24 protein-coding genes and 1 pseudogene are annotated in these 26,859 nt (G+C 67.9%); 14 read left to right on the top strand and 11 right to left on the bottom strand.

Annotation, left to right across the window (positions count from 1 at the left end):
- The 3 genes from WS62_RS37975 to WS62_RS08855 form a co-directional block, all read left to right on the top strand.
- Window positions 1-418 (top strand): hypothetical protein (locus WS62_RS37975; RefSeq protein WP_231748234.1); only part of this gene is annotated, 418 nt, incomplete at its 5' end.
- A 34-nt stretch (window positions 419-452) separates the two neighbouring features.
- Window positions 453-1,163: a response regulator gene (locus WS62_RS08860; protein ID WP_066570226.1), complete on the top strand. Its 711-nt coding sequence runs from the start codon at window positions 453-455 to the stop codon at window positions 1,161-1,163.
- Between the two features lie 400 nt (window positions 1,164-1,563).
- Window positions 1,564-2,679: an ATP-binding protein gene (locus tag WS62_RS08855; RefSeq protein WP_066570240.1), complete on the top strand. Its 1,116-nt coding sequence runs from the start codon at window positions 1,564-1,566 to the stop codon at window positions 2,677-2,679.
- Between the two features lie 179 nt (window positions 2,680-2,858).
- Here WS62_RS08855 and WS62_RS08850 read toward each other — a convergent pair whose 3' ends face one another.
- A complete protein-coding gene (locus WS62_RS08850) occupies window positions 2,859-5,012 on the bottom strand; it encodes a patatin-like phospholipase family protein (RefSeq protein ID WP_231748233.1) in 2,154 nt (717 codons plus the stop codon).
- 40 nt (window positions 5,013-5,052) lie between these two features.
- Between WS62_RS08850 and WS62_RS39020 the strand changes: the two genes are divergently transcribed.
- The gene (locus WS62_RS39020) at window positions 5,053-5,583 is read left to right on the top strand and encodes a hypothetical protein (RefSeq protein ID WP_442855071.1); all 531 of its coding nucleotides are present in this window, start codon (window positions 5,053-5,055) and stop codon (window positions 5,581-5,583) included.
- Between the two features lie 265 nt (window positions 5,584-5,848).
- Window positions 5,849-6,913: a rod shape-determining protein gene (locus tag WS62_RS08845; RefSeq protein WP_066570222.1), complete on the top strand. Its 1,065-nt coding sequence runs from the start codon at window positions 5,849-5,851 to the stop codon at window positions 6,911-6,913.
- 42 nt (window positions 6,914-6,955) lie between these two features.
- On the opposite strand, the gene WS62_RS08840 is transcribed toward WS62_RS08845, so the two are convergent.
- The 5 genes from WS62_RS08840 to WS62_RS37345 all read right to left on the bottom strand — a co-directional run bounded on the left by WS62_RS08840 (window position 6,956) and on the right by WS62_RS37345 (window position 10,898).
- Window positions 6,956-7,573 (bottom strand): c-type cytochrome, encoded by a 618-nt coding sequence (locus tag WS62_RS08840; protein ID WP_066570220.1) that lies wholly within the window; start codon window positions 7,571-7,573, stop codon window positions 6,956-6,958.
- Between the two features lie 51 nt (window positions 7,574-7,624).
- Window positions 7,625-8,833, bottom strand: coding sequence for a cytochrome C (locus tag WS62_RS08835; RefSeq protein ID WP_197422795.1), 1,209 nt, complete (start codon window positions 8,831-8,833; stop codon window positions 7,625-7,627).
- 474 nt (window positions 8,834-9,307) lie between these two features.
- On the bottom strand, window positions 9,308-9,751 hold the full coding sequence (locus WS62_RS08830) for a hypothetical protein (RefSeq protein WP_066570215.1): 444 nt from the start codon (window positions 9,749-9,751) through the stop codon (window positions 9,308-9,310).
- A complete protein-coding gene (locus WS62_RS08825) occupies window positions 9,748-10,293 on the bottom strand; it encodes a hypothetical protein (protein WP_082720815.1) in 546 nt (181 codons plus the stop codon). Before WS62_RS08825 ends, WS62_RS08830 begins: the two co-directional genes overlap by 4 nt.
- 458 nt (window positions 10,294-10,751) lie before the next feature.
- Window positions 10,752-10,898, bottom strand: coding sequence for a hypothetical protein (locus WS62_RS37345; RefSeq protein WP_197422793.1), 147 nt, complete (start codon window positions 10,896-10,898; stop codon window positions 10,752-10,754).
- A gap of 91 nt (window positions 10,899-10,989) precedes the next feature.
- Here WS62_RS37345 and WS62_RS08820 point away from each other — a divergent pair, with 91 nt between their 5' ends.
- From WS62_RS08820 to WS62_RS08795, 7 genes are all read left to right on the top strand, one after another.
- Window positions 10,990-14,922 carry an autotransporter outer membrane beta-barrel domain-containing protein gene (locus WS62_RS08820; protein WP_066570212.1) on the top strand — a complete coding sequence of 1,311 codons (3,933 nt, stop codon included), beginning with the start codon at window positions 10,990-10,992 and terminating at the stop codon, window positions 14,920-14,922.
- A 398-nt stretch (window positions 14,923-15,320) separates the two neighbouring features.
- Window positions 15,321-17,588, top strand: coding sequence for an amylo-alpha-1,6-glucosidase (locus WS62_RS08815; RefSeq protein ID WP_066570210.1), 2,268 nt, complete (start codon window positions 15,321-15,323; stop codon window positions 17,586-17,588).
- 95 nt (window positions 17,589-17,683) lie between these two features.
- On the top strand, window positions 17,684-17,947 hold the full coding sequence (locus tag WS62_RS08810; RefSeq protein ID WP_010108389.1) for a hypothetical protein: 264 nt from the start codon (window positions 17,684-17,686) through the stop codon (window positions 17,945-17,947).
- Between the two features lie 96 nt (window positions 17,948-18,043).
- A complete protein-coding gene (locus tag WS62_RS36120; protein WP_156440913.1) occupies window positions 18,044-18,361 on the top strand; it encodes a hypothetical protein in 318 nt (105 codons plus the stop codon).
- A 28-nt stretch (window positions 18,362-18,389) separates the two neighbouring features.
- Window positions 18,390-18,866: a VOC family protein gene (locus tag WS62_RS08805; RefSeq protein WP_066570208.1), complete on the top strand. Its 477-nt coding sequence runs from the start codon at window positions 18,390-18,392 to the stop codon at window positions 18,864-18,866.
- Between the two features lie 139 nt (window positions 18,867-19,005).
- Window positions 19,006-19,665 carry a glutathione S-transferase family protein gene (locus tag WS62_RS08800; protein WP_066570204.1) on the top strand — a complete coding sequence of 220 codons (660 nt, stop codon included), beginning with the start codon at window positions 19,006-19,008 and terminating at the stop codon, window positions 19,663-19,665.
- A gap of 25 nt (window positions 19,666-19,690) precedes the next feature.
- Window positions 19,691-20,401, top strand: coding sequence for a DUF899 family protein (locus WS62_RS08795; protein WP_066570200.1), 711 nt, complete (start codon window positions 19,691-19,693; stop codon window positions 20,399-20,401).
- Between the two features lie 1,475 nt (window positions 20,402-21,876).
- Here WS62_RS08795 and WS62_RS08790 read toward each other — a convergent pair.
- The 3 genes from WS62_RS08790 to WS62_RS08780 all read right to left on the bottom strand — a co-directional run bounded on the left by WS62_RS08790 (window position 21,877) and on the right by WS62_RS08780 (window position 24,439).
- On the bottom strand, window positions 21,877-23,259 hold the full coding sequence (locus WS62_RS08790; RefSeq protein ID WP_066570197.1) for an ATP-binding protein: 1,383 nt from the start codon (window positions 23,257-23,259) through the stop codon (window positions 21,877-21,879).
- The gene (locus WS62_RS08785) at window positions 23,256-23,918 is read right to left on the bottom strand and encodes a response regulator (protein ID WP_010108399.1); all 663 of its coding nucleotides are present in this window, start codon (window positions 23,916-23,918) and stop codon (window positions 23,256-23,258) included. The genes WS62_RS08790 and WS62_RS08785 overlap by 4 nt, the downstream gene beginning before the upstream one ends.
- Before the next feature lie 203 nt (window positions 23,919-24,121).
- Window positions 24,122-24,439, bottom strand: a complete 318-nt coding sequence (locus WS62_RS08780; RefSeq protein ID WP_066570193.1) for a hypothetical protein — start codon at window positions 24,437-24,439, stop codon at window positions 24,122-24,124.
- Window position 24,440: 1 nt separating this feature from the next.
- On the opposite strand from WS62_RS08780, the gene WS62_RS08775 reads away from it, so the two are divergent.
- Window positions 24,441-25,301, top strand: a complete 861-nt coding sequence (locus WS62_RS08775) for a MurR/RpiR family transcriptional regulator (protein WP_066570189.1) — start codon at window positions 24,441-24,443, stop codon at window positions 25,299-25,301.
- A 385-nt stretch (window positions 25,302-25,686) separates the two neighbouring features.
- A complete protein-coding gene (locus WS62_RS08770; protein ID WP_066485076.1) occupies window positions 25,687-25,956 on the top strand; it encodes a YodC family protein in 270 nt (89 codons plus the stop codon).
- 187 nt (window positions 25,957-26,143) lie between these two features.
- Here the strand turns inward: WS62_RS08770 and WS62_RS08765 are convergent, their stop codons facing one another.
- Window positions 26,144-26,470 (bottom strand): superinfection immunity protein, encoded by a 327-nt coding sequence (locus WS62_RS08765; RefSeq protein ID WP_066570186.1) that lies wholly within the window; start codon window positions 26,468-26,470, stop codon window positions 26,144-26,146.
- Between the two features lie 136 nt (window positions 26,471-26,606).
- Window positions 26,607-26,849: pseudogene (locus tag WS62_RS08760) on the bottom strand (rhodanese-like domain-containing protein); the annotation flags it as partial.
- Window positions 26,850-26,859: the final 10 nt, after the last annotated feature.

Genomic DNA, 26,859 nt, shown 5'->3' with positions numbered 1-26,859 from the left:
TCCGCCAGACAGCCGCGGGGGCGGCAAGCCGGCTTCGGGCTACGCCCTACGCCGGCTTGCCGCCCCCGCCAACATGCGGACATTTCATTTGCTACAAAACCGGACATTTCTATTTGTCCGCGACAGCATCGGCGGCGCATCGGCGGCGCATCGGCGGCGCGGCGAACGCATGCGCGGGGAAAAGCGCGTGGACCGCGGCCGATCATCCCCGGCGTGCACGATGCGCGCCGCATCCGCGACGGCCGTCGCGCCGGGCGCTCCGAAGCCGCGCCGGGCGGGCCGCCGACGCGGGGTTTTCAGGGCCGTCGACGGAACGGTTTCATCCATCGGCTCGCGCCGCAGTATCATTCGAAATGTTTCGGGATCTTACAAAGTGGGTGCGGCAGTTTCGCGGGTTCGCGCTAAGTCCTTGTTTTAAATAATATTTGGCTTCTATATCGACTGATTTGCCCATGCCTTTCCGGATTCTCCTCGTCGAGGACGACAATCGCCTGTCCACGCTGATCGCGGGCTACCTGCGCAAACACGAGTACGTCGTCGATACCGTGCTGAACGGCGACGACGCCGTCAATGCGATTCTGACGGGGCGGCCCGACCTCGTGATTCTCGATGTGAACCTGCCCGGCAAGGACGGGTTCGAGATTTGCCGCGAGGCGCGCGAGCACTACGACGGGGTCATCATCATGGTGACGGCCCGCGACGAGCCGTTCGACGAACTGCTCGGCCTCGAATTCGGCGCGGACGATTACGTGCACAAGCCGGTCGAGCCGCGCATCCTGCTTGCTCGGATCAAGGCGCAGTTGCGCCGCGCGCCGGTACGGCAGGCGGACGGCGCGGGCGGCCAGCCGGAAAGCCACACGTTCGGAAAGTTCACGATCGATCGCACGAACCGGACCGTCGTTCTGCCCGACGGCACGACGCCCGAGCTGACATCGGCGGAGTTCGACCTGCTGTGGGTGCTCGCCTGCCATGCGGGCGAAGTCGTGAGTCGCGACGATCTGATGCTGCAGTTGCGCGGCGTCGAATTCGACGGACTCGACAGGACGATCGACGGCCGGATCTCGAAGCTGCGCCGCAAGCTGCGCGACGAAGCGAGTTGTCCGCAGCGGATCAAGACCATCCGCAGCAGGGGTTATCAATTCAGCAAGAACGCTTGGGAGTAAGCTGCGCGTCGAGGTTCGCGGCGGCGCGCGGGCCGCTCGCGGCGAACGGTTTCGATCCTGCGCGGGCCGGTCGCGAATGTGCCGGGCCGTTTGCGGCAGCGGCGCGTTTCATGGTTCGAAACGGCGTGTGTCGCGCCAGCGGTTTCGGGCTGCATGAGCGACGCCGCGTGGCGATGCGCCATGACGACGCGCAACGCGATGCAATGCAGAGTCATGCAACGCGAGACGACGCGACCTTCGCTGCGGTTTTACTCGATGAAACACCACGCCGTTTGCGCCGCGCATGCTCGACGAGCCGGCTGCGCGTGCGCCGCCGTCCGCCGCGACCATCCGCCACCGGCGCGGCCGGATTCCGTTCGATGCTCCACAGCACCGATTCCCCGACATTCGCGACACGAAGATGAACAACACGCAAGCGCACCGATTGTCCCCGCCCCGCTATTGCAAATGGCGCTGGCTGCATTTCCGCCGCTCGTGGACCGACACGCGCGCCGACCGGATTCCGAGCTGGTCGCGCCTCTATCTGCGGACTTATCTGCATCTCGTCGGCCTCGTGCTGTTGACGGTCGGCGGGACGATCGCGACGCTATGCTCGGCGCTCGGACCGCGCACCGTGTGGCGCGCACTCGACGCGCTGCCGGGCGGCGCGCTGCCGCTCGCGGCATTCGTGCTTGCGGTGCCGGCGCTCGCCGGCTTTCGCTGGATGCGGCCCGTGTGGTCGGATCTCGTGATGGTGCGCGAGCGCGCGATCGACTTCACGGGCGGGCGCTTCAACACGCGCGCGCGCGAGTCGCGCAGCGTGATCATCGGGCCGCTCGCGCGCACGCTGAACGCGCTCGCGATGCGGATGGAGCGATTGATCGCCGCGCAGCGCGACCTGACGAACGGCATCTCGCACGAGTTGCGCACGCCGCTCGCGCGCGTGCGCTTCGCGCTCGAGAGCCTGCGCGAGCCGGGGTCGGCGGTCGAGTATCAGAACGCGATCGACAGCATCGAGCAGGACGTGACCGAGCTCGACGAGCTGATCGACATGAGCCTCACGTACGCGCGGCTCGAATACAGCTCGTTGCAGTCGAATCTCGAGCAGACGGCGCTCGTTGCGTGGTTCGACAAGCAGGTCGCCGACGCCGCGCTGCTGTATCCGAGCAAGACGATCGAGTCGCGCGTCGCGCTGCCCGCCGACGTGCGCGTGAAGATGGACAAGCGGCTGATGTCGTATGCGATGCGCAACCTGCTGCGCAACGCGAGCAAGCACGCACACGGACAGATCGAGGCCGGCCTGCGGATGCGTCACGGCAACATCGAGATTTACGTCGAGGACGACGGGCACGGCGTGCCGCTCGACGAGCGCGAGCGAATCTTCGACGCGTTCGTGCGGCTCGACCGGCATACGGCCGGCTACGGCCTCGGCCTCGCGATCACGCGGCAGGTGCTGAAGGCGCACAACGGGCGCGTCGCCGTCGTCGATCCGCTGCTGCTGTCGGGGGCGCGTTTCGAGATGAGCTGGCCGGTGTGACGCGCGCCGGTGCGCTCATGCGGCACGCGCGCCTGCATCCGTGCGCCTCGACTCGAACCGCCGCGCGACAGCGCGCCGTCGGTCGGCACCGAATGGCGCATTTGGGCCCGGCGCGGCGCATTCGTCCCCGCGCCGGCTCGCGCCGGGCCGGCGGGCCGGCCGCGCCCGACCCCGCCGGCTCAATATGAGTGGCCGAGCTGGAAGTAGAGGTTGCGCCGCCCACCCGGCGCGAGCGCGACGCCGACGTACACCGGCCCGAACGCGGTCGTGAGGCTGGTGAAGAACGTGTAGCTCTGCTTGAGCGGACCGCTGCTTAACATCGTGTCGAGCGACCACACGTTGCCGACTTCCGCGCTCGCGCCGACGTAAAGCGCCTTGATCGGCGACGCATTGAACGTCGCCAACTGATTCATGTACGTGATCTGGCCATAAACGAGCGCGTCGCCGCTCAACTGGTCGGCCGCGTACGCGGACAGATGCTGGAAGCCGCCGAGCGTATAGCCGAGCGGATTGCTGAGGTTCACGCCGCCGAAGCTCTTGCCCGCCTCGACGCTCGCGCTCACGCTGTGTCGGCCGAATCGCTCGGCGATCATCAGCTTGCCGTAGACGTCGGTGAATTTGTCGTCGCTCGTCGACAGCGACCGCTCGGCGCGGAGTTCCGCGAAATAGCCCTTGCGCGGGAAGACCGGATCGTCGAGCTGGTCGATGACGAGCCGGGCGCGCGCGCTGATCTGCCGCCCGTACCAAGACGGGAATAGCGAACTGACGGGATTGCCGTCGTCATCGACGAACCCGTCGAGCCGCAGGTTGTACGAAGGCGCGGCCGCCACGTGCGTATACGCGAGCCCGATGCGGAAATCGCCGAGCCGCGCGAGCGGCAGCCCGAGGTCGAGGCCGACCCGTGTGGTCTGGATGCGGTATTGCGTGACCTTGACATCGCTCTCTCCGTCGTAGAGGTTCGCGAAACGCCGCTGGTAATCCGCATAAGGCGCGATGTAATAGCCGATCTTGTCCGACAGCGGCTGCCGCACTTCAACGTGGGCCGACTGCCTGTCGCTGCCGAGCGTCGTGTCCGCGCGGAATTCGAGGCCGGACGGCGTGAGCCACGGCCGCCGGTATCCGAGATGCAGCCGGAAGCCGCCTTCGTCCGTCGAGCTGCTCGACATCCCGAGCCCGAACAACAGGAAGTTCGGCCCCCAGTACTTCTCCTGCGCGTCGATCACGAGCCGGTGCTCGTCGCCTTCGTTGACGATCTGCTGCGTGACGTTCTCGAAATTGCCGCTCGTCGTCAGCGACAGCAGGTCGGTGCTCACAGCCTGCGGATCGTAGACGTCGCCCGGCTTCACGCGCAGCGCGTTGCGCACGACCCGCTTCGGCACCGACGAGCCGTTGGTCCGGATCTCGATCGACGTGATGCGGATCGGCTGCGGCGGCGGCCGCATGTGCGCGGCCCGGTACGCTTCGTACTGCTCGGGCGACAGCGCGTAGCGCATGAGCCGCGGCAGCGCGGCCACGGCGGCCGCTTCGCCCGCGGCGATCGCCTGGTTCGCGGTCTGAAAATCGGTGAAGCTCTGCTTGCCGAGGTCCGGCTGCAGCAGGATGTCGTCCGCCTTCAGCTGCTTGCGCTGTTCGGCGACGTTCTGCCGGATCAGGATGCCGATCATCTGCTGCATCACGTCGGCGGGCGACGCCAGCGCATTCAGCGGACGCAGCGGCGAGCCGATGTCGACGGCGATCACGACGTCCGCGCCCATCCCGCGTGCGGCGTCGACGGGCAGATTGCCGACAAGCCCGCCGTCGACGAGCGCGCGGCCGTCGATCTCGGTGGGCGAGAAGAGCCCCGGCAGCGCCATGCTCGCGCGGATCGCGAGCGGCAGCGAGCCGTGGTCGAGCACGACCTTCTGGCCGGTCTGCAGGTCGGTCGCGATCGCGCGATACGGGATCGGCAGCCGGTCGAACGGCTGGTTCGTCGGCACGGCGGCCGTCCAGTTCGCGAGGAGCGCCTGCAGCCGGTTGCCCTGCACGAGCCCGACGGGCGCCTTGAAGCCCTTCGAATCGAAGCCGATCGTCAGACTGTCGATGTAAAGCCGGTCGTCCTCGCGTTTCTTTTGCGGCAGGTCCGCGCGGTCGGTCACGTCGAACGCGATGTCGGCGAGGTTCACCTGCGACAGCCGCCGCTGCATTTCCTGCGCGGTCATCCCGGTCGCGTACAGGCCGCCGACGACGGCGCCCATGCTCGTCGCCGCGATGCAGTCGACCGGAATCCGGTTCGCCTCGAGCACTTTCAGCACGCCGAGATGCGCGTACCCGCGCGCGCCGCCGCCCGACAGCACGAGGCCGATCGACGGCCGGCCGGGGTTGCCGCCGTCAGGCGTGCAGACGAATTCGCCCGCGCCGGCCGATGACGGCGCGGCCTGGGCGGACGTCGATGCGGCGGCCGGAGCGGGCAAGGCGGACGCGGGCGTCGCCCGGGCCGGTGCTGCGCCGCCGGCGTTCGTCTCGTCGATCGACGGGGTGTTCGATGCGGCGGTGGCGGTTTGCCGGCCGGCGACCCAAGACCATGCGGCCGCGGCGTCCACGGATGTGGGCGAACCCGCGGTGGCCGAAGCCAACGCGGGCGATGCCGTAGCCGTCGCCGACGTCGCGGCGGCCGCAGAAGCAGCTTTCGTCGCCGTGACGGGCGTCGCGCCCGGTGCGGCCACGGGCGTGGTCCCCGGCGTGGTCGCCGACGTTGCGGCGGCTCCCGCCATGGCAGCGGCGGCGCCGGCCGCATCGGCGGACGCGGGCCGGCCCGCCGCGACGCAGACAAACAGGAAAGCGGCCACGAGGCCGGGAACGCGAAGGCCCGGACGGGCGAAGGAGGCGAGCACCGTCATTATCGTTGCTATGGCGTGGTCGGACTGAACAATCGGGAGGGCCGATCCGGAATCGGCAAAAGCGAGAGAGTACCGCTTTTGCCGGGCCGCGACCACGCGTTGTCGCGAACCGCCCCGGCGGGCGGCGCAAAGCGACCTGGCGCGCTATAGAAAATTCATGAAATCTCCTAAAGTATTCAGGCATCCTGCCGCTAAGCGACTGAGTGGATTGTGCTCGTCGCCGGCAACCGGCCCGGGGGCGGCCGGCGACGCATCCGCAAAATCCTTCCATACGATTCGATAGAGGCTTCACCATGGCGGCACCCTTTCTCGGAAGGTTCTTTGCGCATAACGTCGCGGTCGATCCTGGCACCGCGAGCACGCAGATCTACGTTCGCGATCGCGGCGTCGTGCTGAATCAGCCGTCGGTCGTCTGCTTCCGCAAGCGGGGCGGCCCGACGGAGAAGGCGCGCGTCGAGGCGGTCGGCGAGCAGGCGAAGGCGCTCCTCGGGCGCTCGCCCGAGCATCTCGAGGCCGTCAGGCCGCTCAGGCACGGCGTCGTCGCGAACTATCACGCGGCCGAGCAGATGATGCGGCAGTTCGTCGGCATGTCGCACGCGCGCTCGCTGTTCGGGCGGCGCGTCGAGTTCACGATCTGCGTGCCGTCGAACGCGACGGCGGTCGAGCAGCGCGCGATCCGCGAGGCGGCGCTCGCGGCGGGCGCATCGCGGGTCAGCCTGATCAGCGAGCCGCTCGCCGCCGCGCTCGGCGCGGGGCTGCCGGTGATGGAGGCGGTCGGGTCGATGGTCGTCGACATCGGCGGCGGCACGACCGAGGTCGCGGTGATCGCGCTCGGCGGGATCGTCTATCGCGAGGCGATCCGCGTCGGCGGCGATCAGTTCGACGCGGCGATCGTCAATCACGTCCGCAACGTGTACGGCGTGCTGCTTGGCGAGCATACGGCCGAGCACGTGAAGAAGGTGATCGGCGCCGCGAGCTGTCGGGTGCCGCGCGAATCGATCCATGCGGTCGGGCGCAGCGTCGCGGACGGCCTGCCGCGCACGATTCAGCTCAGCAACCACGACATCGCCGACGCGCTCGCCGCGCCGCTGAACCAGGTGGTGAGCGCGGTGAAGGGCGCGCTCGAGAACGCGCCGCCCGAGCTCATCACGGACATCGCGGATCGCGGCATCGTGCTGACGGGCGGCGGCGCGCTGCTCGCGCATCTCGGCAAGCGGCTCTACGACGAGACGGGGCTCGTCGCGCGGGTCGCCGACGACCCGCTGACCTGCGCGGTGCGCGGCGCGGGCGCGGCGATGGGGCGGGGCGGGTTCGAGGCCGGCGACGAAGATGCGGACGATATCGGCCTGAATCGCTGATTCGGCCGCGCCGTCAAGTGCCCGTCTGCCCGCCGCACCTCGCTAACGCGACTGCAACCACGCCGCGACGGCCTTCGCCTGATCGGTATTGAGCGTATGCGCAACCGCGCTCATGACGGGCGCATTCGCGCGCGTGCCGTTCTTGAACACCTGAATCTGCCGCACCAGGTAGGCTTCGTGCTGTCCCGCAAGCCGCGGAAACGTGCCGACGCCTTGCGCGTTCTGCCCATGGCACGACGCGCACGCCGGCGTGCCCTGCTGCGGCACGCCATGCTCGAAGATGTCCTGCCCCTTCGCGACGAGCGCCGGATCGCCGGGTTCGCCGTGCGTCGGTTCCTGATGCGAGTAGTAGTCGGCGATCGACGCGATCGTCGCATCGTCGAGCTGCGACGCGATGGCCCACATGTACGCGCGCGCGTCGGTCTCGCCGCGCGCATGCTCGCGAAAGCCCTTGAGCTGCGCGCTCAGATACTCGTTCGTCTGCGCATTGAGCCGAGGGAACATCGGCGATTCGCTGCGGCCGTGCGCGCCGTGGCAGGCGGCGCAGAGCTGCGCGGCGAGCCGCGCGCCGTTCTGCGCGTGCGCGAAGACGGCGGGCCAGCCGCCGAGCGCCGCGGCGAGCGCCGCGACCCAGATCGGTAACGCAAGCAGCTTCTTCATGATCGTTCTCGGCGGGGCAAGCGGGTTGGCGATGAATGGGCGCGGTCGACCTCAGAACACGAACCACGCGAGGAAGTACAGCGTGTTGTTGTCGCTCGCGTTTCGGCCGTTGCCGTCGTAGTTGAAGCGTCCTCCGTTGAACTTGAGGAACCATGTGTACTGCAACGACAGCTTCACTTGCGGGTGCGGCAGATAGTCGAGCTCCGCGATGATGCCTCGCGTGTCCGGACTGCCGTTCGCGCTGCCCGTTACGGGTGTCGCGCCGTACAGCCCCGCATCGGTATCGCCCGTCGTCGAGAAGTACGCGAGCGTCGCGCCGTACTTGCGCTGGTAGTAGTACGAAGCCTTCGCCTTGAACGTGTTCAGATGGTCGGTCGGATTGGCCGGCGTCGGGCCCGCGCCGATGCCCCCGCTCGGGAAGCTCGCGCTCCAGTTCTGCTTCTCGTGGATGAACGTGAGCTGTGTCGTGAACGCGTGCGACAGCGTCAGATATTGATACTGCGCGTCGAGGGCGATGTCGGTGAAGCGGTCGGTCGGCGTCGCGGGCATCGTGTTGTCCGGATACACGTCCGCGATCAGGCCGAACGTGCCGAGCATCAGCGAATGCGGGCCCCATTCGCGGTTGTAAGCGACGCGCCAGTACGGATTCGCGCCCCTCAGCCGCATTACGCCGCCTGGTGTGCCGATGTCCTGGCCGGTGCGGAACACCGAGAACATCTGATCGGCAGTCCGATAGAAACCGACTTCCGCGTAGATGCTGCGCTGCCAGAACGCGTATGCGGCGAAGCCCACGACTTGCTGCGCGAGTCCGCCGTCGATCAGCGTGCTTGCCGTCGGCGTGAGCGATACGCTGCTCGACGCGTACGGATAGCCGAACGCCGGCGTGCTGTTCCACACGTCGGAGACGGTCGGGTTGTTGTTGACCGTGACGCCGTAGATGAAGTCGACGTCGTCGCGGGTGAAGTGTCCGGCTGCGCGGATGTCGGTGTTGTCGATGCCGCTGTGATGCGCGACGCCGTCGTACGTCCACTGCGCGAACGCGCCGACCGGGCCCGCGATGCGGCCGCCGTAGAACAGGCTCGCCTGCTGCAGCACGACGTCCTGATTGCGGGCGAAGTCGTAATTCCGGTTGTCGATCGAGCGGGTGTTGGTTTGCGACACTTGAACCATGCCCGCGAGCGGAATCGTGAACTTGTTCGACAGCGTGTAGCCCGTCAGCTTGAAGAAGCGCCCGAACGGCGTGAGCTCCGGAAAGCTCACGTGACAGGCGACGCAGGCGAGCCCCGTTTGTCTCGCGAACGCCGGTATCGCAGCGGCGTCGTTCGACAGAAACAGCACCCCGGACACGCACGCAAGGATTGCGATGAAACCACGACGGATGCGATTCAACATACCGCCCCCTTGTTGTTTCTCGTTAGGGCTTGTCGAGCAGGTTCCCGTTGAGGAGCCGCCATTTCTCCAGCGCATGCAAATCGATGTTCTCGCCGATATCTTTTACGATTGTCTTTTTTCTTTCAATATCGTTTCGATTGTTTGAAATGGGCCGTGATGCCAACTCATTGTTCGATGAATCGATCGATATCGGTGAGGCGAGTGTAAGAGCGCCGTATTTGTGGAAATTGATTTGGATCAATCGTCGAAGGTCGTTGCCACGGGCTTTGTCGTTTACGCAACGCGACGAGTGAAGCGCCGCGCATGTCGAGGGCGCGTGATGCGCCCTCGACATGCGCGTGGCTACTTGCGCTGCAGCAGATCCATGAACGGTGGGAAGGTCAGCAGGACGCCGAGTGTCAACAGCACGAAGGCGATTGCCGTCACGCGGCCGAGCGCGACCGATTTCGCGCTCCACTGGCGCGACAGCACGGCCCACGACAGCAGCCAGACGACGATCGCGCTCGTCGTCACGCCCGAAAGCGGCCCGGTGGGTTTGTAGAACGTGAAGAAATGCGCAATCGGGCGGAACGCGTCGCCGGCGAGCGCGAAGAGCCCGACGGCAAAGCAGCCGATGCCGGCCGCGAGAATGGCGGCGGCGGCCGGACCGTTCGGCAGCACGTCGGCCGAAGCGGGCGCATGCGTGTGCGACGATGCGGTCGCCGGCTCGTTCGCTACGGATGAGTGAGGTTGTCCTGCGCCGGTACGCTGCGCGGCGGTGCGCGGATGAGAGGTAGGCATCTTCATTCTCCTGTCATGAGATGGATGGCGGCGCCGCCACGGACCGGCGCGTACTTGTTGAGGAATGCGCCGAATGCGCCCGCGACGCCCGTTGCGATGAACGCGACGGCGGTGAACGCCAGCACTGCGTTGCGAATCTGGCGTTGCTTGCCGAGCGCCAGGCCGTACTTGCCGAACACGTAGGCGACCATCGTCATCGCGATCGGCGCGAGCCACGCGACGTGCTCCTTCCATTCCATCCCGAGGCTGTGCCAGCCCGACGTGTCGCGGCTCGACATCAACAGACGCTGCGGATAATTCGCGAGATCGGTCAGGCCGGACGGCGGCACCGCGCGATACCACGGATAGACGACGTATGCGCCGGAGAACACCGTCGCCCACGCGAGGATCACCATTGCAGACAGATAGATCATCGGCAGCCGGTGTTCACGCGGCGTGGGCACGGCGGGCGCGCCGGCCGCGGATATGCGATAGAGCTCGGCGATCGCGCCGGAAAAGGCGAGCATGAACAACGCGCCGAATCCCATTCCGTGCAGCACCGTCAGCAGATCTCTCAACGAAATTTCCATCATGGCCTCCGTTCATGTGGCGGGTTTTGTCTCTATCCTGTAAGACGGCGGGTTTGCCGCGTTGAGGCAGATCAATTCAAATGACGTGATTAATCTTGATCAGAATTGCAAAGCAAATTGAAAAATGATTAAGAGGTGAATGAATTTGCTATATGGCACCTGGCGGAGATTGAAAAGAAATAATAGGAAGAATCGACGGAAATGACAAAGAGGATGGCGAGTGCGTGTTGCCGATCCGGAAGGGAGCGTGCGGCGCCGTGCGATCTCGGTCCGAACGACTCTTGTTTTTCGAAACCCTCGACGACTTTGTCCCGAAAATGGAATCGTCGTGTTGCATCGAGTTCGCTGCCGACACCTCCAAGAGGATCGTTCCGTTTTTTGCATGTCCGATTGCTTTGATATAGCCTTTTCACAAGTCGCCATCCGCATTAACTAGACTAACTCGAGATGTCGTCGCCGGAGGGGGCGTCGTCATGCCGTTCGCTTAGCCAATCAGCGTTCGCGTTTTCACGGGGTTTAGAACTTTCGTCTTTCTTTTGAAGCAGCCGGCCGCCTTCGTGCAGCCGGACGAGATGCTTCGTCACGACGGTTCTCCGAATCGAATCGTCGGTGCATTTCCAGCCGCGCCAGGCAGTTTCCTTCGACGTCTATTTTCGTTAGCAGGGAGGGGACAACATGAGCCGCGTGCGGTCAAGAAAAACCGGCGAACTTCCCAAACTCGTGCCGTCGATGGGCGTGTTCGTCGCGCTCGTCGGCGCCGGCATCATCCAGGCGCATGCGGCCTGTACCGCCGTCGGCACGACCGTCACCTGCTCGGGCGCGGCCAATCCGCTCGCGCCGAGCTACGCGAACAGCGGCAACAATCTCAATGTGACGGTCAACAGCGGCGCGAGCCTCGGCGTGCTGCTCGGCGTCGGCGGCACCGCGCTCTCGCTGACGGGCAGCGGCGTCACGCTGACCAACAACGGCACGATCGATCCGACGGTGCTCGGCTCCGGGCTCGGCATCCTGTCGAGCGGCACGGTGGTCGGCAACGCGTCGCCGAGCACGACCACCGTCACGAACAACGGCACGATGAACGGCACGACGGGCGTGTCGATCAGCGGGCTGACCGGGATGGCGCTCGCGGTACAGAACGGCACGGGCGGCGTATCGAACATCACGAACACCGGGACGATCGGCTCGACGCCGCTCGTCGGCGCGACGCTGCTCGGTCCGGATTCGCCCGTCGTCGCCGCATACGGCGGCGGCCAGGTCAACTACACGAACAGCGGCACGATTACCGGCCGGATCGCGTTTCAGTCGAACGGCACTGCCGGGCAGGGCAACACGTTCGTCAACTCGGGAACGATCGACGGCAGCGTGTCGATGGGCGCGAACAGCACGAACACGTTCACCGCGATGACGGGCTCGACGGTCAGCGCGGCGGGCGGCACTGCGCTGTCGCTGAACATCGGCGTCGGCTCGATCACGCTCGGCTTCGCGGCGACGGGCATCGTCGACGGCGGCGCGGGCGGCAACAACACGCTCGTGCTGCAGCAGGCCGCGGGCGGCCCGGCGACAGGCGCGATCGCCGTCAACAACTACATCAACTTCAATCATCTCGATGTGACGAGCGGCGCGTGGACGATCAGCGGCGCGTCGACCGCACAGGACGCGACGCTCGCTGGCGGCGTCGCGATCATCGGCAACAACGCGTCGCTCGGCACGGGCACGATCACCGGCAACGGCGGCGCGCTGCAGGCGGGCACCGCGGGGCTCGACGTGAGCAACAACGTGACGCTCGGCACGGGCGGCCTGACGGTGCAGGGCGCGACGGGGCTCACGCTGTCGGGCGTGATCTCGGGCAGCGGCGCGCTGACGAAGAACGACAGCGGCACGCTGACGCTGACGGGCGCGAACGCGTACACGGGCGGCACGACGATCAATGCGGGCACGCTCGCGTTGGGCGCGGGCGGTAGCCTCGCGGCGACGGGCGCGGTGAATCTCGCCGGCGCGGGCGCGGCATTCGACATCAGCGGTGCGACGGGGGCGGTGACGCTCGGCGGCCTGTCGGGCGTCGCGGGCACGACGGTCGCGCTCGGCGGCAATGGGCTGACGCTCGCGGGCAGCGGCAGCGCGACCTACGCCGGCACGATCGCAGGCACCGGCAGCGTGACGCTCGCCGGCCCCGGCACGCAGACGCTGGCCGGCAACAGCACGTACTCGGGCGGCACGACGCTCGCGGGCGGCACGGTCGCGCTCGGCAGCAACGGCGCGCTCGGCGTCGGCACGGTGACGGTCGCCGCGCCGACGACAATCGACACGACGGCCGCGGTGAACCTGTCGAACGCGGTCGCGCTGAACTCGACCGCGACGGTCGGCGGCACGCAGAGCCTGACGCTGTCGGGCGTCGTGTCGGGTTCGGGCGGCCTCGTGATGAACGGCCAGTCGACGTTGACGCTCGGCGGCGCGAACACGTACGCGGGCGGCACGACGGTCAACGCGGGCACGGTCGTCGTCGGCAACGGCAGCGCGCTCGGCACGGGCGGCCTCACGGTGAACGGCGGCAGCGTCGCGCTCGGCGGCTCGAACGTGTCGCTGCCGACGCTGAACGGCGCGGCGGGCGGCACGATCGACACCGGCACCGGCAGCCTGGCCGTGTCGGGCGGCGGCAGCTTTGGCGGCGCGCTCACGGGCGGCGGCTCGCTGACGGTGTCGGGCGGCGTGCCGCTCACGCTGACGGGTGCGAACACGTTCACGGGCGGCACGACGATCGCGAGCGGCGGCACGCTGCAGATCGGCAACGGCGGGACGACGGGCAGCCTCGCCGGCAACGTCGCCGACAACGGCGCGCTCGTCTTCGACGAAGCGGGCAACGTGACTTACGGCGGCGCGATAACGGGCTCGGGGTCGCTGACGCAGGCGGGCAGCGGCGTGCTGACGCTGACGGGCGCGAGCGCGCTGACCGGGCCGACGACGGTCGCGGCCGGCACGCTTGCCGTCGACGGCTCGCTCGCCAATTCGACGGTGACCGTGCAGAACGGCGCGATCGTCACCGGCACCGGCACGCTCGGCGGGCTCGTCGTCGCGAGCGGCGGCATCGCGTCGCTGCCGCAGCCGGGGCAGGTGCTCGGCGTGTCGGGCAACGTGACGTTCCAGGCGGGTTCGACGCTGCAGGTGGCCGCGAATCCGCAGCAAAGCGGCAGCCTCGCGGCGACCGGCTCGGCGACGCTGAACGGCGGCACCGTGCAAGTGCTCGCGAGCCAGGCGACCTATCAGGCGAACACGACTTACACGATCCTGAGCGCGGGCGCAGGCGTCCAGGGGCAATTCGCCGGCGTGAATTCGACGTACGCGTTCGTCACGCCGACGCTCGGCTACGATGCGAACCACGTGTTCCTGCGGCTCACGCCGAACAGCACGCCGTTCACGTCGGTCGCGACGACGCAGAACCAGACGGCCGTCGCGGGCGCGCTCGGCACGCTCGGCGCGGGCAACCCGCTCTTCGACACCGTGCTCGTCACCGACGCGCCGACCGCGCGCAGCGCGTTCTCGCAGCTCGACGGCGAACTGCAGGCGAGCATGAAGAGCATGCTGCTGACCGACAGCCGCTATGTGCGCGATGCGGTGACCGACCGCGTGCGCGAGGGGCTCGCGCCGGGCTCGGGGCCGCTCGCCGCGTTGTCGGCGGGCGGCGCGGCGTTGTGCGACGACGCGGGCGGCGGCGCACCGCGCAACGACGCGATGCCGCCCGAACGGCGGCCCGGCTCGCGCGAGCGCTGCGTCGGCGGCACGCCGTATCGCCCGGTCGTTTGGGGACAGGCGTTCGGCGGCCGCAGCCGGCTTGCGAGCGACGGTAACGCATCGACGCTCAATCGCAGCATGACGGGCTTCATTGCCGGCGCGGACGTCGCGCTGAACGACCGCTGGCGCGCGGGCGTCGCGGCGGGCGTTACGCACAGCTCGCTCGACAACGATCTGAACTCGTCGGCGGCGCTGAACAGCTACTACGTCGCGCTGTACGGCGGCGCGCAGTACGGCGCGTGGGGCGTGCGCGGCGGCGCGGTCTACACGTGGTATCGGATCGACACGGACCGCTCCCCGTCGTTCGCGAACTTCCGCGATCACAACTCGGCCGGCTACGACGCGAACTCGGGGCAGGTGTTCGGCGAGCTCGGCTATGCGATTCCGGTCGGACGCTTCGCGCTCGAGCCGTTCGCCGGGCTCGCGTACGTGAGCCTGCACACCGACGGCTATCAGGAGAGCGGCGGCGCGGCCGCGCTGAAGAGCGATGCGGGCACGAGCAACGTCGCGTTCTCGACGCTCGGCGTGCGCGCGGCGACGGAGCTCGGCGTGCTCGCGAAGGGCACGCTGACCGCGCGCGCGATGGCCGGCTGGCGGCACGCGTTCGGCAGCGCGCGGCCGACGTCGACGTTCGCATTCGTCGGCGGCGGCTCGTCGTTCCAGGTCGCGGGCGTGCCGATCGCGCGCGACAGCGCGGTGCTCGAGCTCGGCATCGACGCGAGCGTCACGAAGAACCTGACGCTCGGCGTGTCGTACAGCGGGCAATACGGCAGCGGCGTGCGCGACAATGCGGTGCTCGGCAATGTGTCGTGGCGGTTCTGATTCGCGCGGGTTCTCGAATCGCGCGACATGACGCAGGTCGGCGGTTCGCGGCGTCGCGTGCGCGACGCACTGCCGACGGTTTGCCGATTCGGTGAACGAACCGCCGATTTCGACTGCGCATTCAACCTCGCGTGCGGCAGCCGCTATACGAACGCGGGCCCGCTGTTCCGGGCGGTGTGCGAGCTCGTGGATGCGCGAACCCTGTCGATCCACCGATCCACCGATCCACCGACTGGCCAATTCCTCGGACAGATCGTCACCCAGGACAGCAAAATCGGCGAAATACGCGCGATCGGCATGATCGCACCCGGCCGACGCTGCGCACCCGGCGCGTTCTATCCTATCCTGTGCGAAAAATGCGGCGCACCCGGCGCGCCGCGTCCAGCCCAGGAGTTCCGATGCCGAGGCAAGCCGACACTTCTTCCCCGCGTGCGCCGCAGGCCGCGTCCGCATCTTCACCCGCGCCCATTGCGCAGACGACGGCGACGCCGTCCGCCCCCGCGTTCATCGCGCCCGAGCCCGACACGCAGACGGCCGTGCGCGGCAGCCAGTTCGTGCTGAAGACGGGCGACGCGTTCGTCGTCAGCGATGCGCTCGGCGATATCGGCGGCCGCGACGACGGCCTTTTCGTCGACGACATGCGCGTGCTGTCGCAATGGCGGCTGACGTTCGGCGGCCGCGCGCCGTCGCTGTTGTCGGGCGCGACGAGCGTGGACAACGCGTCGTTCGCCGCGCACCTGACGAATCGTCCGCTGCCGCCGCTCGGCGGCCGCGAGACGCCCGAAGGCGTGATCCACATCGAGCGGATGCGGGTGCTCGCCGACAACGTGCTGTACGAGGCGCTCACGCTGACGAACTACGGCACGAGCGACGCCGAGGTGCCGCTGTCGGTGTCGTTCGGCGCGGACTTCAAGGACATGTTCGAAGTGCGCGGTTCGCGGCGCGAGCGGCGCGGCGCGATCGCGCCGCCGTGCGTCGAGGCGGGCGCGGTCAAGCTGCGCTACGACGGGCTCGACGCCGTCGAGCGGAGCGTGCAGATCGGCTTCGAGCCGAAGCCCGACACGCTGTCGGTCGATCGCGCCGACTACACGCTGACGATCGCCGCGCAGGCGTGCGTATCGCTGTATCTGACGGTCGAGGCGCGCATCGGCGCGGCGCATCCGGGCGGCGGCGCGTTCGCGCAGCGGCCGTGCATCGCGACCGGGCGCGGCGCGCTCCGCAAGGCGCTCTCCGACGTGCATCGCGCGATGCGCGAGCGGCGGCGCACGATCGCGCGCGTGCACACGAGCAATCCGCTTTTCAACGCGTGGCTCGACCGCTCGCTCGCCGACCTCGGCCTCTTGACGACGTCGCTCGAAACCGGCCCGTATCCGTACGCGGGCATCCCGTGGTTCTCGACGCCGTTCGGCCGCGACGCGGTGATCACGTCGCTGCAGATGCTGTGGTTGCAGCCGTCGCTCGCGCGCGGCGTGCTGCGGTTTCTCGCCGAGCATCAGGCGCGCGAGACGTCCGCGTTTCGCGACGCGGAGCCGGGCAAGATCATGCACGAGTTCCGCCGAAGCGAGATGGCGGCGACGGGCGAAGTGCCGTTCGCGCTCTACTACGGCGGCGTCGACACCACGCCGCTCTTCGTCGTGCTCGCGGGCGCGTATCTCGAGCACACCGGCGACGAGGCGCTGATCGACGAGCTGTGGCCCGCGCTCGAGCGCGCCGCGCAATGGGTGATGAGCGTCTGCGACCGCAATCCGCGCGGCTTGCTCGACTATCAGCGCACGTCCGCGCGCGGTCTCGCGAACCAGGGCTGGAAGGACAGCCAGGATTCGGTGTTCCATGCGGACGGCCGCTTTCCGATCGGGCCGATCGCGCTCGTCGAAGTGCAGGCGTACGCGTGCGCGGCGTTCGACGCGATGTCGGCGTTCTCGCACCGGCGCGGCCATGCGCTCGACACCGTGCGCTACGCGCAGCGCGCGAAGACGCTGCGCGAGCAGGTCGAGGCGCTGTTCTGGATGCCGGAAGCGGGCTTCTACGGGATCGCGGTCGACGGGCGCGGCGAGCTGTGCCGCGTGCTCGCGTCGAATGCCGCGCACCTGCTCGCATTCGGCCTGCCCGAGCAGCGCCGCGGCGAATCGGTCGCGCGCGTGCTCGGCTCGACGCTGTTCAGAACCGGCTGGGGCGTGCGCACGCTAGCGGCCGGGCAGCCGCGCTTCAATCCGATGGCGTATCACAACGGCTCGGTCTGGCCGCACGACAACGCGCTTGCCGCGCGGGGCCTTGCGCGCTACGGCGACAAGCGCTCGGTGCTCGACCTGCTGCGCGCGCTGTTCGAGGCGGCCGTGAGCTTCGACATGCGGCTGCCCGAGCTCTTCTGCGGCTTCCCGCGCCGGCGCGGCGAGCCGCCGACCGCGTATCCGGTCGCGTGCCTGCCGCAGGCGTGGGCGGCGGGTGCGCCGTTCATGATGCTGCAGGCGTGCCTCGGCATTTCGGTCGACGCGGCGCGCGGCGAAGTGCGGATCGAGCGGCCGCAGCTGCCGGAAGGCGTCGACTGGCTGCGGGTTGACGATCTGCGCGTCGGCGACGACAGCGTGTCGCTGACGTTCCGGCGCGTCGAAGGGCAGGTGGTCGCGGCGGCCGAGCCCGGCAGCGCGCGCGTCGTCGCGGTGCTGTAAAGATTGCGCGGGCTCGCGTCCGGCGCGCGCCGCGCGCCATACAATGACGGCATCGATCAACGATTCGCAACGCGCCGATATTGGAGGCAATCACCATGACGAACGAGAAGCCGGACGATGCACGTCCGCACGACGATCAGCCGAAGCTCGAGCAGTTCGAGGCGGCGGTCGACCACCTGCACGAATCGATTCAGTCGCAGAGCATCGCGGCCGGCGCGGCGAAGGGCATCCTGTTCAGCCTGATCGAGACGCTCGGCGCGCTCGTCGGCGATCCCGACCTGCCGGAGCACGCGCGGTCCGGCTACGAGGCGTTGCGCGACAAGGCAAGCGAGCTGAAGGCAAACCTCGAAAAACGCTGACGCACCGCGCGCGGCCGCTGCCCGCGGATTGCCGCGCCGCGGAAAGCGTCGTGGTTTCAACGGGTTGGCGCGCGCGTGCTCAGGATATCCACATGTTTGTCGACAGAAATTGTTGATAACCGGCGGGTGCGGCCGCCGCGCGTCGCCGATTCCTTTTCCTTTCACTTCGTCATCCGCCGCGCGCATGGTCCGGCCGGACGGACGCGGTTCGACGAATTGCGCGGCGCCGTCCGCCGCGCCGCGTCGATCCCCGATCGCGCCGGTTGTGCCGGTTGTGCCGGTTGCGCCGGTTGCGCCGGTTGCGGCCGGCGTCTCGCTCGCTGGAATTTATTTTGCGGCGCATGTCGATTTCCGCCGGATTCGTTCGTCGTGGCGATAGAGCGTCTCCGCGCGAGCGGCGCGCTCGGTCGATGAAACCATTCGGAGCCAAGGAGCCGCGATCATGCCTACCGCAGTCAAACCGATCCCCGAGGGGATGCACTCGCTGACCCCTCATCTGATTTGCGACGGCGCCGCCGCCGCGATCGAGTTCTACAAGAAGGCGTTCGACGCCGTCGAAATCACGCGGCTGCCGTCGCGCGCATCCGGGCGGCTGATGCATGCGGCCGTCAGGATCGGCGATTCGACGCTGATGCTCGTCGACGAAATGGGGGACTGCGGCGCGCTCGGGCCGAGAGCGCTGAAAGGTTCGCCCGTGTTCATCCATCTGTACGTGCCGGACGTCGACGCGGTCATCGCGCGCGCGGTGCAAGCGGGCGCGAAGCTGACGATGCCCCCGGCCGACATGTTCTGGGGCGACCGCTACGGCCAGATCGAAGACCCGTTCGGCCATCGCTGGTCGGTCGCGACGCACAAGCACGACTTGACCCCCGAGCAGGTTCGCGAGGGGATGGAGAAGTGTGCGCCCCCCGCGCGATGAGCGCGAAAGCCGCTGACATACGCGTAGCGCGTACGTCGGCGGCGCGAGCGCACGGCGCGGCGCGGCGGGTGCCGCCGCGCGTCTTTCGACGGGCGGCGTACGCGTATCGGGCGCGCCGCCACAACCGAGGGGGAAAGCGATGAGCTTGACGTTCTACGGACACCCGTTTTCGTTGTATTGCCAGAAGGTGCTGGTCGCGCTGTACGAGTGCGACTTGCCGTTCGAGTGGCGCTTGCTGGGGGGCGACACCCCGGACGCGAGCGCCGAGTTCGCCGCGCGGTGGCCGCTCAAGCATATGCCGATGATCGTCGACGGCGACCGCACGGTCGTCGAGTCGACGATCATCGTCGAATACCTGGGCCTGCGCTACCCGAGCCCCGTGCGGCTCTTGCCCGCCGACGCCGTTGCGGCGCTCGACGTGCGCATGATGGACCGCTTCTTCGACATGTACGTGTCGACGCCGCTGCAAAAGATCGTGTTCGACGCGCTGCGCCCGGAGGCCGAGCGCGACGCGCGCGGCGTCGCCGATGCGCGCCGGATGCTCGACACGTCATACGCGTGGCTCGACGGCACGCTCGAAGGCCGCGAATGGGCGGCGGGCGGCGCGTTCAGCCTCGCTGATTGCTCGGCCGCGCCGTCGCTCTTCTATGCGGACTGGGTGCATCCGGTCGACGCGTCGCTGCGCCGCGTGCGCGCGTATCGCGAGCGGCTGCTCGCGCGGCCGTCGTTCGCGCGCGCGGTCGACGAGGCGCGTCCGTATCGGCACCTGTTCCCGCTCGGCGCGCCCGACCGGGATTGAATCGTTCGATCGACAGGAGACAGACATGACAGTGAGTTCTACGCTGACGCCAGCCGCCGAGCTCGTGAAGCGCAACACGACGCGCTGGCCGAACGAAAGCGATGCGTATCGCCGCGCGCGCGACGCGCTGCTCGCCGAGGAAATCGAGCTGCGCCGGCACGTCGAGCGCGTCGCCGCGCTGCGGCGCACGCTGCCGCCGGGCGGCGAAGTGACGGGCGGCTATCGCTTCGAAGGCGAGCGCGGCCCGTGCGACTTCGCCGGGTTGTTCGGCGACAAGCAGACGCTCGTCGTCTACAGCTACATGTTCGGGCCGCAGCGCGAGCGTCCGTGCCCGATGTGCACGTCGCTGCTCGGCGCATGGAACGGCGAGGCGCGCGACGTCGAGCAGCGCGTCGCGCTCGCGGTTGTCGCGCGCTCGCCGCTCGAGCGGCTCGTCGCGTTCAAGCGCGAGCGCGGCTGGCGCGACCTGAAGCTGTACTGCGATCTCGACGGCCGCTACAGCCGCGACTATCACGCGATCAACGCCGACGGCGGCGAAGATCCGGCGATCAACGTGTTCACGCGCCGCGACGGCGCGATCCGCCATTTCTGGAGCGGCGAGCTGGGCGGCTGGAGCGCGGACCCGGGGCAGGACCCGCGCGGCGCGCCCGATCCGATGCCGCTATGGACGATCCTCGACATGACGCCCGAAGGGCGCGGCGCCGACTGGTATCCGACGCTCGACTATCCGGGCTGACGGGCGGGCGCGGCGCGAGGATGTGACGACGGCGCGGCGGCTGGCGCGATGCGTGCGCGCCGGCCGCCGCGCGTGCTCGCATGCGCGTGTTGCACTGGCCGCGCCGGCCGCGCGCGCAGGATGCCGCACATCGTCGTCGAGGCTTCGGAAGGCTTTGTGCCGACGGTACGACGATTTCTGAAAAACCCCGACGCATCAATCGCTTGGCGCTCCGGTGCGCGAGATATCCACAAGCTTGCGCACAAAATCTGTGGAAAACCCTAGGGTCGAAAATTCGTTGTGGAGCATTGATCGAGGCATGCGCGCGGGCGGCGCGGCTCGACGGCGGATCGACGGCGCGGCGCGTCCTACGGACCGATTCCAGCCGAACTGCCGCACTTCTGACACTTCCGGAAAAGTCTCGTCGGATCAATGTGTTGAGCGTCGGATGCTCAGGATGTCCACAAGCTTGCCAACAAAAAATGTGGAAAAGACGGCGAGGCAAGCGAGCAAGGCGGCAGGCCGAATGCGTGCCTGCCGATTTCGACAGGGCAACGCCCGTGGACGTCGAGCATCGAGCGTCGCCGTGCGCGGAAGGGCGTTCGCTTTCGGTGCTTTGCCGCTTATCTGACGTGTCCGGGAAAATGTCGCCGGATCAACGAGTTGAGCGTCGGATGCTCGGGATGTCCACAAGCTTGACCACAAAAATTGTGGAAAAGTCGCGTCTGCGACGACGCGAGCGGCGCATCGGACCGGCCGGGCGGTTGGCGTTCGCCGATGTGCATTCGATCGGCGACCGGCGTGCGATGGCCGCGCCCACGCTGCCTCTTTCCCGATGCGTCCGGGAAAATGCCGCCGGATCAACGAGTTGAGTGTCGGATGCTCAGGATGTCCACAAGCTTGACCACAAAAATTGTGGAAAAGGGATTCGGCCATCGAGCATGCCGGATGATCGAATCGGTCGGGCTGTGCTCGCTCGGCTCGCTTGATTGCGCCGACGCGTGCGCGTCGAATCGTCATTTCGCACGCGTTGCCGCTTATCTGACTCGCACGGCAAAAGCTCGCCGGATCAACGGGTTGAGCATGGCGCACCCAGGATGTCCACAAGCTTGCCAACAAAAATTGTGGAAAAGGTGGGCGTCGTTTGCGACGCGATTCCGATGAACGACACGCGCGCTTCGCACAATCGACGCGAGCGGATGGGCGCGCATGCCGAGCCGCGCGCGACGCGGGAAGTGCGCGCGCAAGCGCGGATTGCCGCGTTTGTGACGTCTTGCGGAAAACGCTGCTGCGTCAATGACTTGATCGCCGGATGCTCAGGATGTCCACAAGCTTGCCAACAAAATTTGTGGACAAGCGCGCTCCATGCGGCGCGCAATGACCGAGTCGACCAGGCGACGAACGCGAGACAGACGCGAGACAGACGCGACGAACGTCGCGCGCGTCGCGTCCGTCGGCGAGCAACCCGGCCGAACGTCGCGTGCGCGCCGAGCCGCTCACGACTGCCGCGCCGTGCCGAAGCGCACCGTGACCGTCAATCCGCGCCCGTCGGCGCCGCTCGCGAGCGACACGGCCGCGCGATGCTGCTCGGCGATGCGCTGGACGATCGAGAGCCCGAGCCCGCTGCCCGACGCCGACACGAGCTGCGCGCCGCCGCCGCGATAGAAGCGCTCCCATACGCGCGGACGATCGGCCTCCGGAATGCCCGGGCCGTTGTCGCGCACTTCGAGCACCGGCGCGCCGTCGGCGTCGGCGCGTGCGTCGACGTCGACGCGCGCGCCCGCCCCCGCGTAGCGGATCGCGTTGTCGACGAGGTTGTTGAGCAGCACGCGCAGCGTGTCGGCGTTGCCCTGCACGCGGACGGGCGTCGTGCCGACCGCGCCGAGATCGACCTGCTGCGCGTTCGCGACGCGCGAGCGCTCGGCGACGACCGAGCGGCACAGCGCGGCGAGATCGATGTCGGTGAACGGCGCCGATTGCGCTTCGGGCTCGAGCCGCGCGAGCGTCAGCAACTGCTCGGCGAGATGCGACAGGCGCGTCGTGCCGGCCTGGATCTGCGCGAGGATGTGCGCGTGCTCGTCGGCGCTCGTCGTGCGTTGCAATAGCTGCGACTGGATCGACAAGCCCATGATCGGCGTGCGCAGTTCGTGCGCGGCGTCCGCGATGAAGTTTCGCTGCAGCGTAAACGAGCGATCGAGCCGCGCGAGCAGGTCGTTGATCTCGGAGGCGAGCGGCTGCGCTTCGGTCGGCACGGTCGTGATGTCGAGCTGATCGAGGTGGTTCGCGTGGCGGCGCTTCAGGCCCGCCGCGATCGCGCCGAGCGGCCGCAGTCCGTAGCCGATGCCGAGCCACAGCCCGATCGCGAGCAGCGGCAGCAGCGACAGCACCGGCCACAGCAGATGCACGGCGATGCCCGCAATCGCCTCCCAGCGCGCCTGGCGCGGCTGCGCGACGCGGATCGTCGTGCCCGCGCTCTCGCGCACGTACGTGTGCCAGCGCTGGCCGCCCGCGTCGAGCTTCACGAAGCCCGTCGCGCCGGGCGGCGGCAATTGCGCCGCGGGATCGGTCGTGAACTGGAGCGTGCCGTCGCGCCACACTTGCAGCAGCACATCGTCGGAATCGTAGGCCGCCGGATGCCGCTTCCCGCTCTTGTCGCGTCCCTCGATCGACAGCTTGCCGCTGTCGTCGACCTGGATCTGCTTCGACATGCTGCGCATCTGGTCGTCGAGCAGGTCGTCGAGCTCGCGCAGCGCGCCCCAATACGTGCCCGTGCTCGCGAGCACGCCGATGACGCACGCGGCGGGCAGCAGCCACATCAGCAGCCGCCCGCGCAACGACGCGGTGAGCCGGCGCACGAAGCCGCGCGGCGCGCCGGTCATGCGCCGTCTCCGATCCGGTAGCCGACGCCGCGCACGGTGAGGATCGTGTCGTGGCCGAGCTTCTTGCGCAGGTTGTGGATGTGGACCTGCACCGCGTTGCTCTCGATCTCCTCGCCCCAGCTATAAAGCCGCTCCTCGAACTGCTCGCGCGAGATCACGGCGCCCGGCTCGCGCATCAACTCGTGCAGCAGCACGAATTCCTTCGGCGACAGTGCGACTTCCTCGTCGCCGCGCCACACCTGATGACGCGCCGGATCGAGGCGCAGCGCGCCGACCGCGAGCACCGTCTGCGCGCGCCCCGCCTGGCGGCGGTTCACCGCGCGGATGCGCGCGAGCAGCTCCTCGAGCGCGAACGGCTTGACGAGGTAATCGTCGGCGCCGCAATCGAGGCCGGCGATCCGGTCGGGCAGCGCGTCGCGCGCGGTGATCACGATCACGGGCAGCGCGTCGTCGCGGCGCCGCAGCGCGGCGAGCACCGCGAGGCCGTCCTTGTCCGGCAATCCGAGGTCGAGCAGCAGCAGCGCGTACGGCGTCGTGCGCAGCGCGAGCGTCGCCGCGTCGCCGTTCTGCACCCAGTCGACCGCGAAGCCTTCCTGCTTCAGCCCCTGTTCGAGCCCGCTGCCGATGAGCGGATCGTCTTCGACGAGCAATACGCGCATGTTTCGTGATTCCGTCAGAGTGGTGCGGTGCGCGCGCGAGCGTGCATGCCGCTTGCGGGCATGATAAGCGGTCGATGCTTAGCGGCGGCTTAAAGCGTCGGGAAATGCGAGAAGGAGCGCGGTGGGACGCGGGTCGTCGGACGCTCGGACGGTCGAACGATCGACGGGGCAAGGGGCAAGGGGCAAAAGGGCGGGCGGGGAGATTAGGCGACGGATCGCGGATCGCGGATCAAACGATCGGAGGATCGGAGGATCGGAGGATCGAAGGGATCGAAGGGATCGAAGGGATCGAAGGGATCGAAGGGATCGAAGGGATCGGGGCGGCCGGCGATCGAGCCTCCGGCTTTCCCGGCATGATCGATTGGCTCGCCCACGCATCCACGGGTCCACGCATCCGAACATCCGCGCATCGTCCGACACGTCGCCGCAAACGCCTTTACCGCCCGCGTCACGTGGCATTCGCGCCCGTCGGGCGCGCAGGGCGGGTGATACCATGTCCGATCGACTTTTTCCGCGATCACGATGCCCGCCGATTTCGACGAACTCGCGTCCCTGATTCGGGCGCAATTTTCCGCGCTGAGCCCGCAATTCCAGGTGGGCGCGGCGTTCCTGCTCGATCATCCCGACGAGGTGGCCGTGTCGTCGATGCGCAAGGTCGCGCTGCGTGCGAACGTGCAGCCGGCGTCGCTCGTGCGGCTCGCGCAACTGTTCGGCTTTCCGGGCTGGAACGAGCTGCGCGATCTGTTCGTCGCGCGCGTGCGCACGCGGCCGCAACCGCTCACGCAGCGCGCCCGCTCGCTCGTGAAGCCGAACGCGAAGGCGTCGCTCGCGACCGATCTGCTTGCCGCGCAGCAGCACAACCTCGAAGCGACCGCCGCGCAGAACGCGCAGGCGCTCGCCGATGCGGCGAAGCTGATCCGCAGGGCGGCGCACGTGCACGTCGCGGGCTTTCGCTCGTGCTATCCGGTCGCGTTCGGATTCGTCTACGGCTACCGGCTGTTCCGGCCGACCGTGTCGCTGCTGACGGGTGTCGCGGGCTCGCTCGACATGGAGCTGCGGACGATCGCGAAGAACAGCGTGACCGTCGTCGTCAGCTTCGCGCCGTATTCGGCCGAAGCGACGCGCGTCGCACAGGCGGCGCGTGCGCACGGCGGCAAGATCGTCGCGATCACCGACAGCGCAGTGTCGCCGATCGCGCTGCATGCCGACGCGCAGCTGATCTTTGCGCACGACAGCCCGTCGTTCTTCCCGTCGCTCGTCGCCGCGCACGCGCTGGTGGAGGCGCTCGTCGCGCAATTGCTCGCGCTCGAGGGCGGCGACGCGATCGCGGCGCTCGAGCAGGCCGAGGCGGAACTGCACGCGAAGGGCGCGTACGTCGTCTGAGCGCGGCGCCGCACCCGCGCGGACTGCGAAAGTCTTTCATCCGGCGATATTCAGGCGCCGCCAATTTCTCACGGCGAATTTGAAAATCAATTCGCGCCGCGATTGGAAACGTTTCCACGTATCGGTGCGCCGATTTAGAGCGGCGGCGATTGGCGTGCGGCAAATGGAACCGCGCCGATCACCGCTTCGGAGGTCGCGCCGACGCGCCGCCAGGGCGGCCAAGGGGCCGTAACGATGCTGCGACTTATTAACCCGAGTCGAGAAAAATTTTAATGGCGACTTGCCGGTTATTCCGTCGATTGATAATCTCCGGGAGATGAAGAAATAGCCGGATCAAAGATCCGGAAAAAATGAATAAATAAATCATTTCCGAGAAAAGGCCACCATGACAACTTACCGTGATACCCATACCACATCATTTCGGATTGGCGACGTCGTGACGCTCAAGACAGGCGGCCCACGCATGACGGTGACGTATGCCGGCCCGGTCGTGTTCGACACGGGCGAGTGGGTGATCTGCCAATGGTTCGACGAGCACGGCGAGTTTCGCCAGGAGATGTTCCCGAACGAGACCGTCGTGCTCGAGCCGCGGACGATTTCTGCAGGGCTTGCGCGGATGCGCTCGCTCTCGGTGCGCGGCGGCATGCAGGTGTGAGCCGGGAGCGACCGCGCCAGGGCGTCGAGCATTTGTCAGGAAGCCGGCGGACGCGTGACCGCCGAGCGATGCGCTGCGGCCCGGACGGGCACGCGGCATGGCCGCTTTCGTGGATGGATTGCGGTGCCGCTCATGTCGATCGGCACGGCATGGGAAAGCACGGAAGGCGCTGCGATCGCGCGCGGGTTCAGCGAGTGCCTTGCTTCTCCGCCCACCGCTCCTGCGCGTCGATCCGCCGCTGCACACGTTCGACGAGACCCGTCGAGAACGTTTTCATGCTGAGCGCGCGGCGCTTGAGCCGCACGTCGCCGGCGAAATCATCGGCCGTGTCCGGCTGCAGCACCCAGTAGAGCGTGAGCAGCCAGCCGATGCCCGTCCAGCCGAACAGCGCGTTGAACAGCGCGATCGTGAACTTGTCGCGACGACGGCGGCGATCGGCGATGATCGCCGGAAGAAAGTAGAGCGCGATCGCGACGACCGAGCCGACAAGCTGGATCAGGATTTCCATCTGCATGGTGCTTCTCCATCCGTGCTGCGGTGCGACTTGACGCCGCACGTGCGATGGGACTGATTGTCGCGCTTTTTCGGTTGTTGTGCTGACAACTAATTGTTGCGGTTTCGTAACCGATCGATCGGCGCCTTACGCTGCGTTAAGCGCCGTTGCCGTGCGCGAGCGCGAATCCTTCGTCGAGCCAGCCCGTCACGCCGCCGAACATCCGCTTCACCGGCCGCCCGAGGCGCACGAGCCTGAGCGCCGCGCCGTTGCAGTGCGGGCCCGCGCAGTAGACGGCGAGGCACGTGTCTCGCGCAAAATCGGACAGCTTGCTTTCAATGATCTTTCGATGCGGCAGATTGAGCGCGCCGGGCACGTGTCCGGCCGCGTATCGCCGCGGCTTCGATGCG

Origin of the sequence: Burkholderia sp. ABCPW 14, from assembly GCF_001523835.1 — a bacterium.
Lineage (GTDB): Bacteria > Pseudomonadota > Gammaproteobacteria > Burkholderiales > Burkholderiaceae > Burkholderia > Burkholderia mayonis.
This window is presented reverse-complemented; position numbering and strand designations above follow the sequence as displayed.

Coding starts and splice junctions, on each gene's coding strand:
- WS62_RS08860 (WP_066570226.1), top strand. CDS start 453: ATGCCTTTCCGGATTCTCCTCGTCGAGGACGACAATCGCCTGTCCACG.
- WS62_RS08855 (WP_066570240.1), top strand. CDS start 1,564: ATGAACAACACGCAAGCGCACCGATTGTCCCCGCCCCGCTATTGCAAA.
- WS62_RS08845 (WP_066570222.1), top strand. CDS start 5,849: ATGGCGGCACCCTTTCTCGGAAGGTTCTTTGCGCATAACGTCGCGGTC.
- WS62_RS08840 (WP_066570220.1), bottom strand. CDS start 7,573: ATGAAGAAGCTGCTTGCGTTACCGATCTGGGTCGCGGCGCTCGCCGCG.
- WS62_RS08830 (WP_066570215.1), bottom strand. CDS start 9,751: ATGAAGATGCCTACCTCTCATCCGCGCACCGCCGCGCAGCGTACCGGC.
- WS62_RS08820 (WP_066570212.1), top strand. CDS start 10,990: ATGAGCCGCGTGCGGTCAAGAAAAACCGGCGAACTTCCCAAACTCGTG.
- WS62_RS08815 (WP_066570210.1), top strand. CDS start 15,321: ATGCCGAGGCAAGCCGACACTTCTTCCCCGCGTGCGCCGCAGGCCGCG.
- WS62_RS08810 (WP_010108389.1), top strand. CDS start 17,684: ATGACGAACGAGAAGCCGGACGATGCACGTCCGCACGACGATCAGCCG.
- WS62_RS08805 (WP_066570208.1), top strand. CDS start 18,390: ATGCCTACCGCAGTCAAACCGATCCCCGAGGGGATGCACTCGCTGACC.
- WS62_RS08800 (WP_066570204.1), top strand. CDS start 19,006: ATGAGCTTGACGTTCTACGGACACCCGTTTTCGTTGTATTGCCAGAAG.
- WS62_RS08795 (WP_066570200.1), top strand. CDS start 19,691: ATGACAGTGAGTTCTACGCTGACGCCAGCCGCCGAGCTCGTGAAGCGC.
- WS62_RS08790 (WP_066570197.1), bottom strand. CDS start 23,259: ATGACCGGCGCGCCGCGCGGCTTCGTGCGCCGGCTCACCGCGTCGTTG.
- WS62_RS08785 (WP_010108399.1), bottom strand. CDS start 23,918: ATGCGCGTATTGCTCGTCGAAGACGATCCGCTCATCGGCAGCGGGCTC.
- WS62_RS08775 (WP_066570189.1), top strand. CDS start 24,441: ATGCCCGCCGATTTCGACGAACTCGCGTCCCTGATTCGGGCGCAATTT.
- WS62_RS08770 (WP_066485076.1), top strand. CDS start 25,687: ATGACAACTTACCGTGATACCCATACCACATCATTTCGGATTGGCGAC.
- WS62_RS08765 (WP_066570186.1), bottom strand. CDS start 26,470: ATGCAGATGGAAATCCTGATCCAGCTTGTCGGCTCGGTCGTCGCGATC.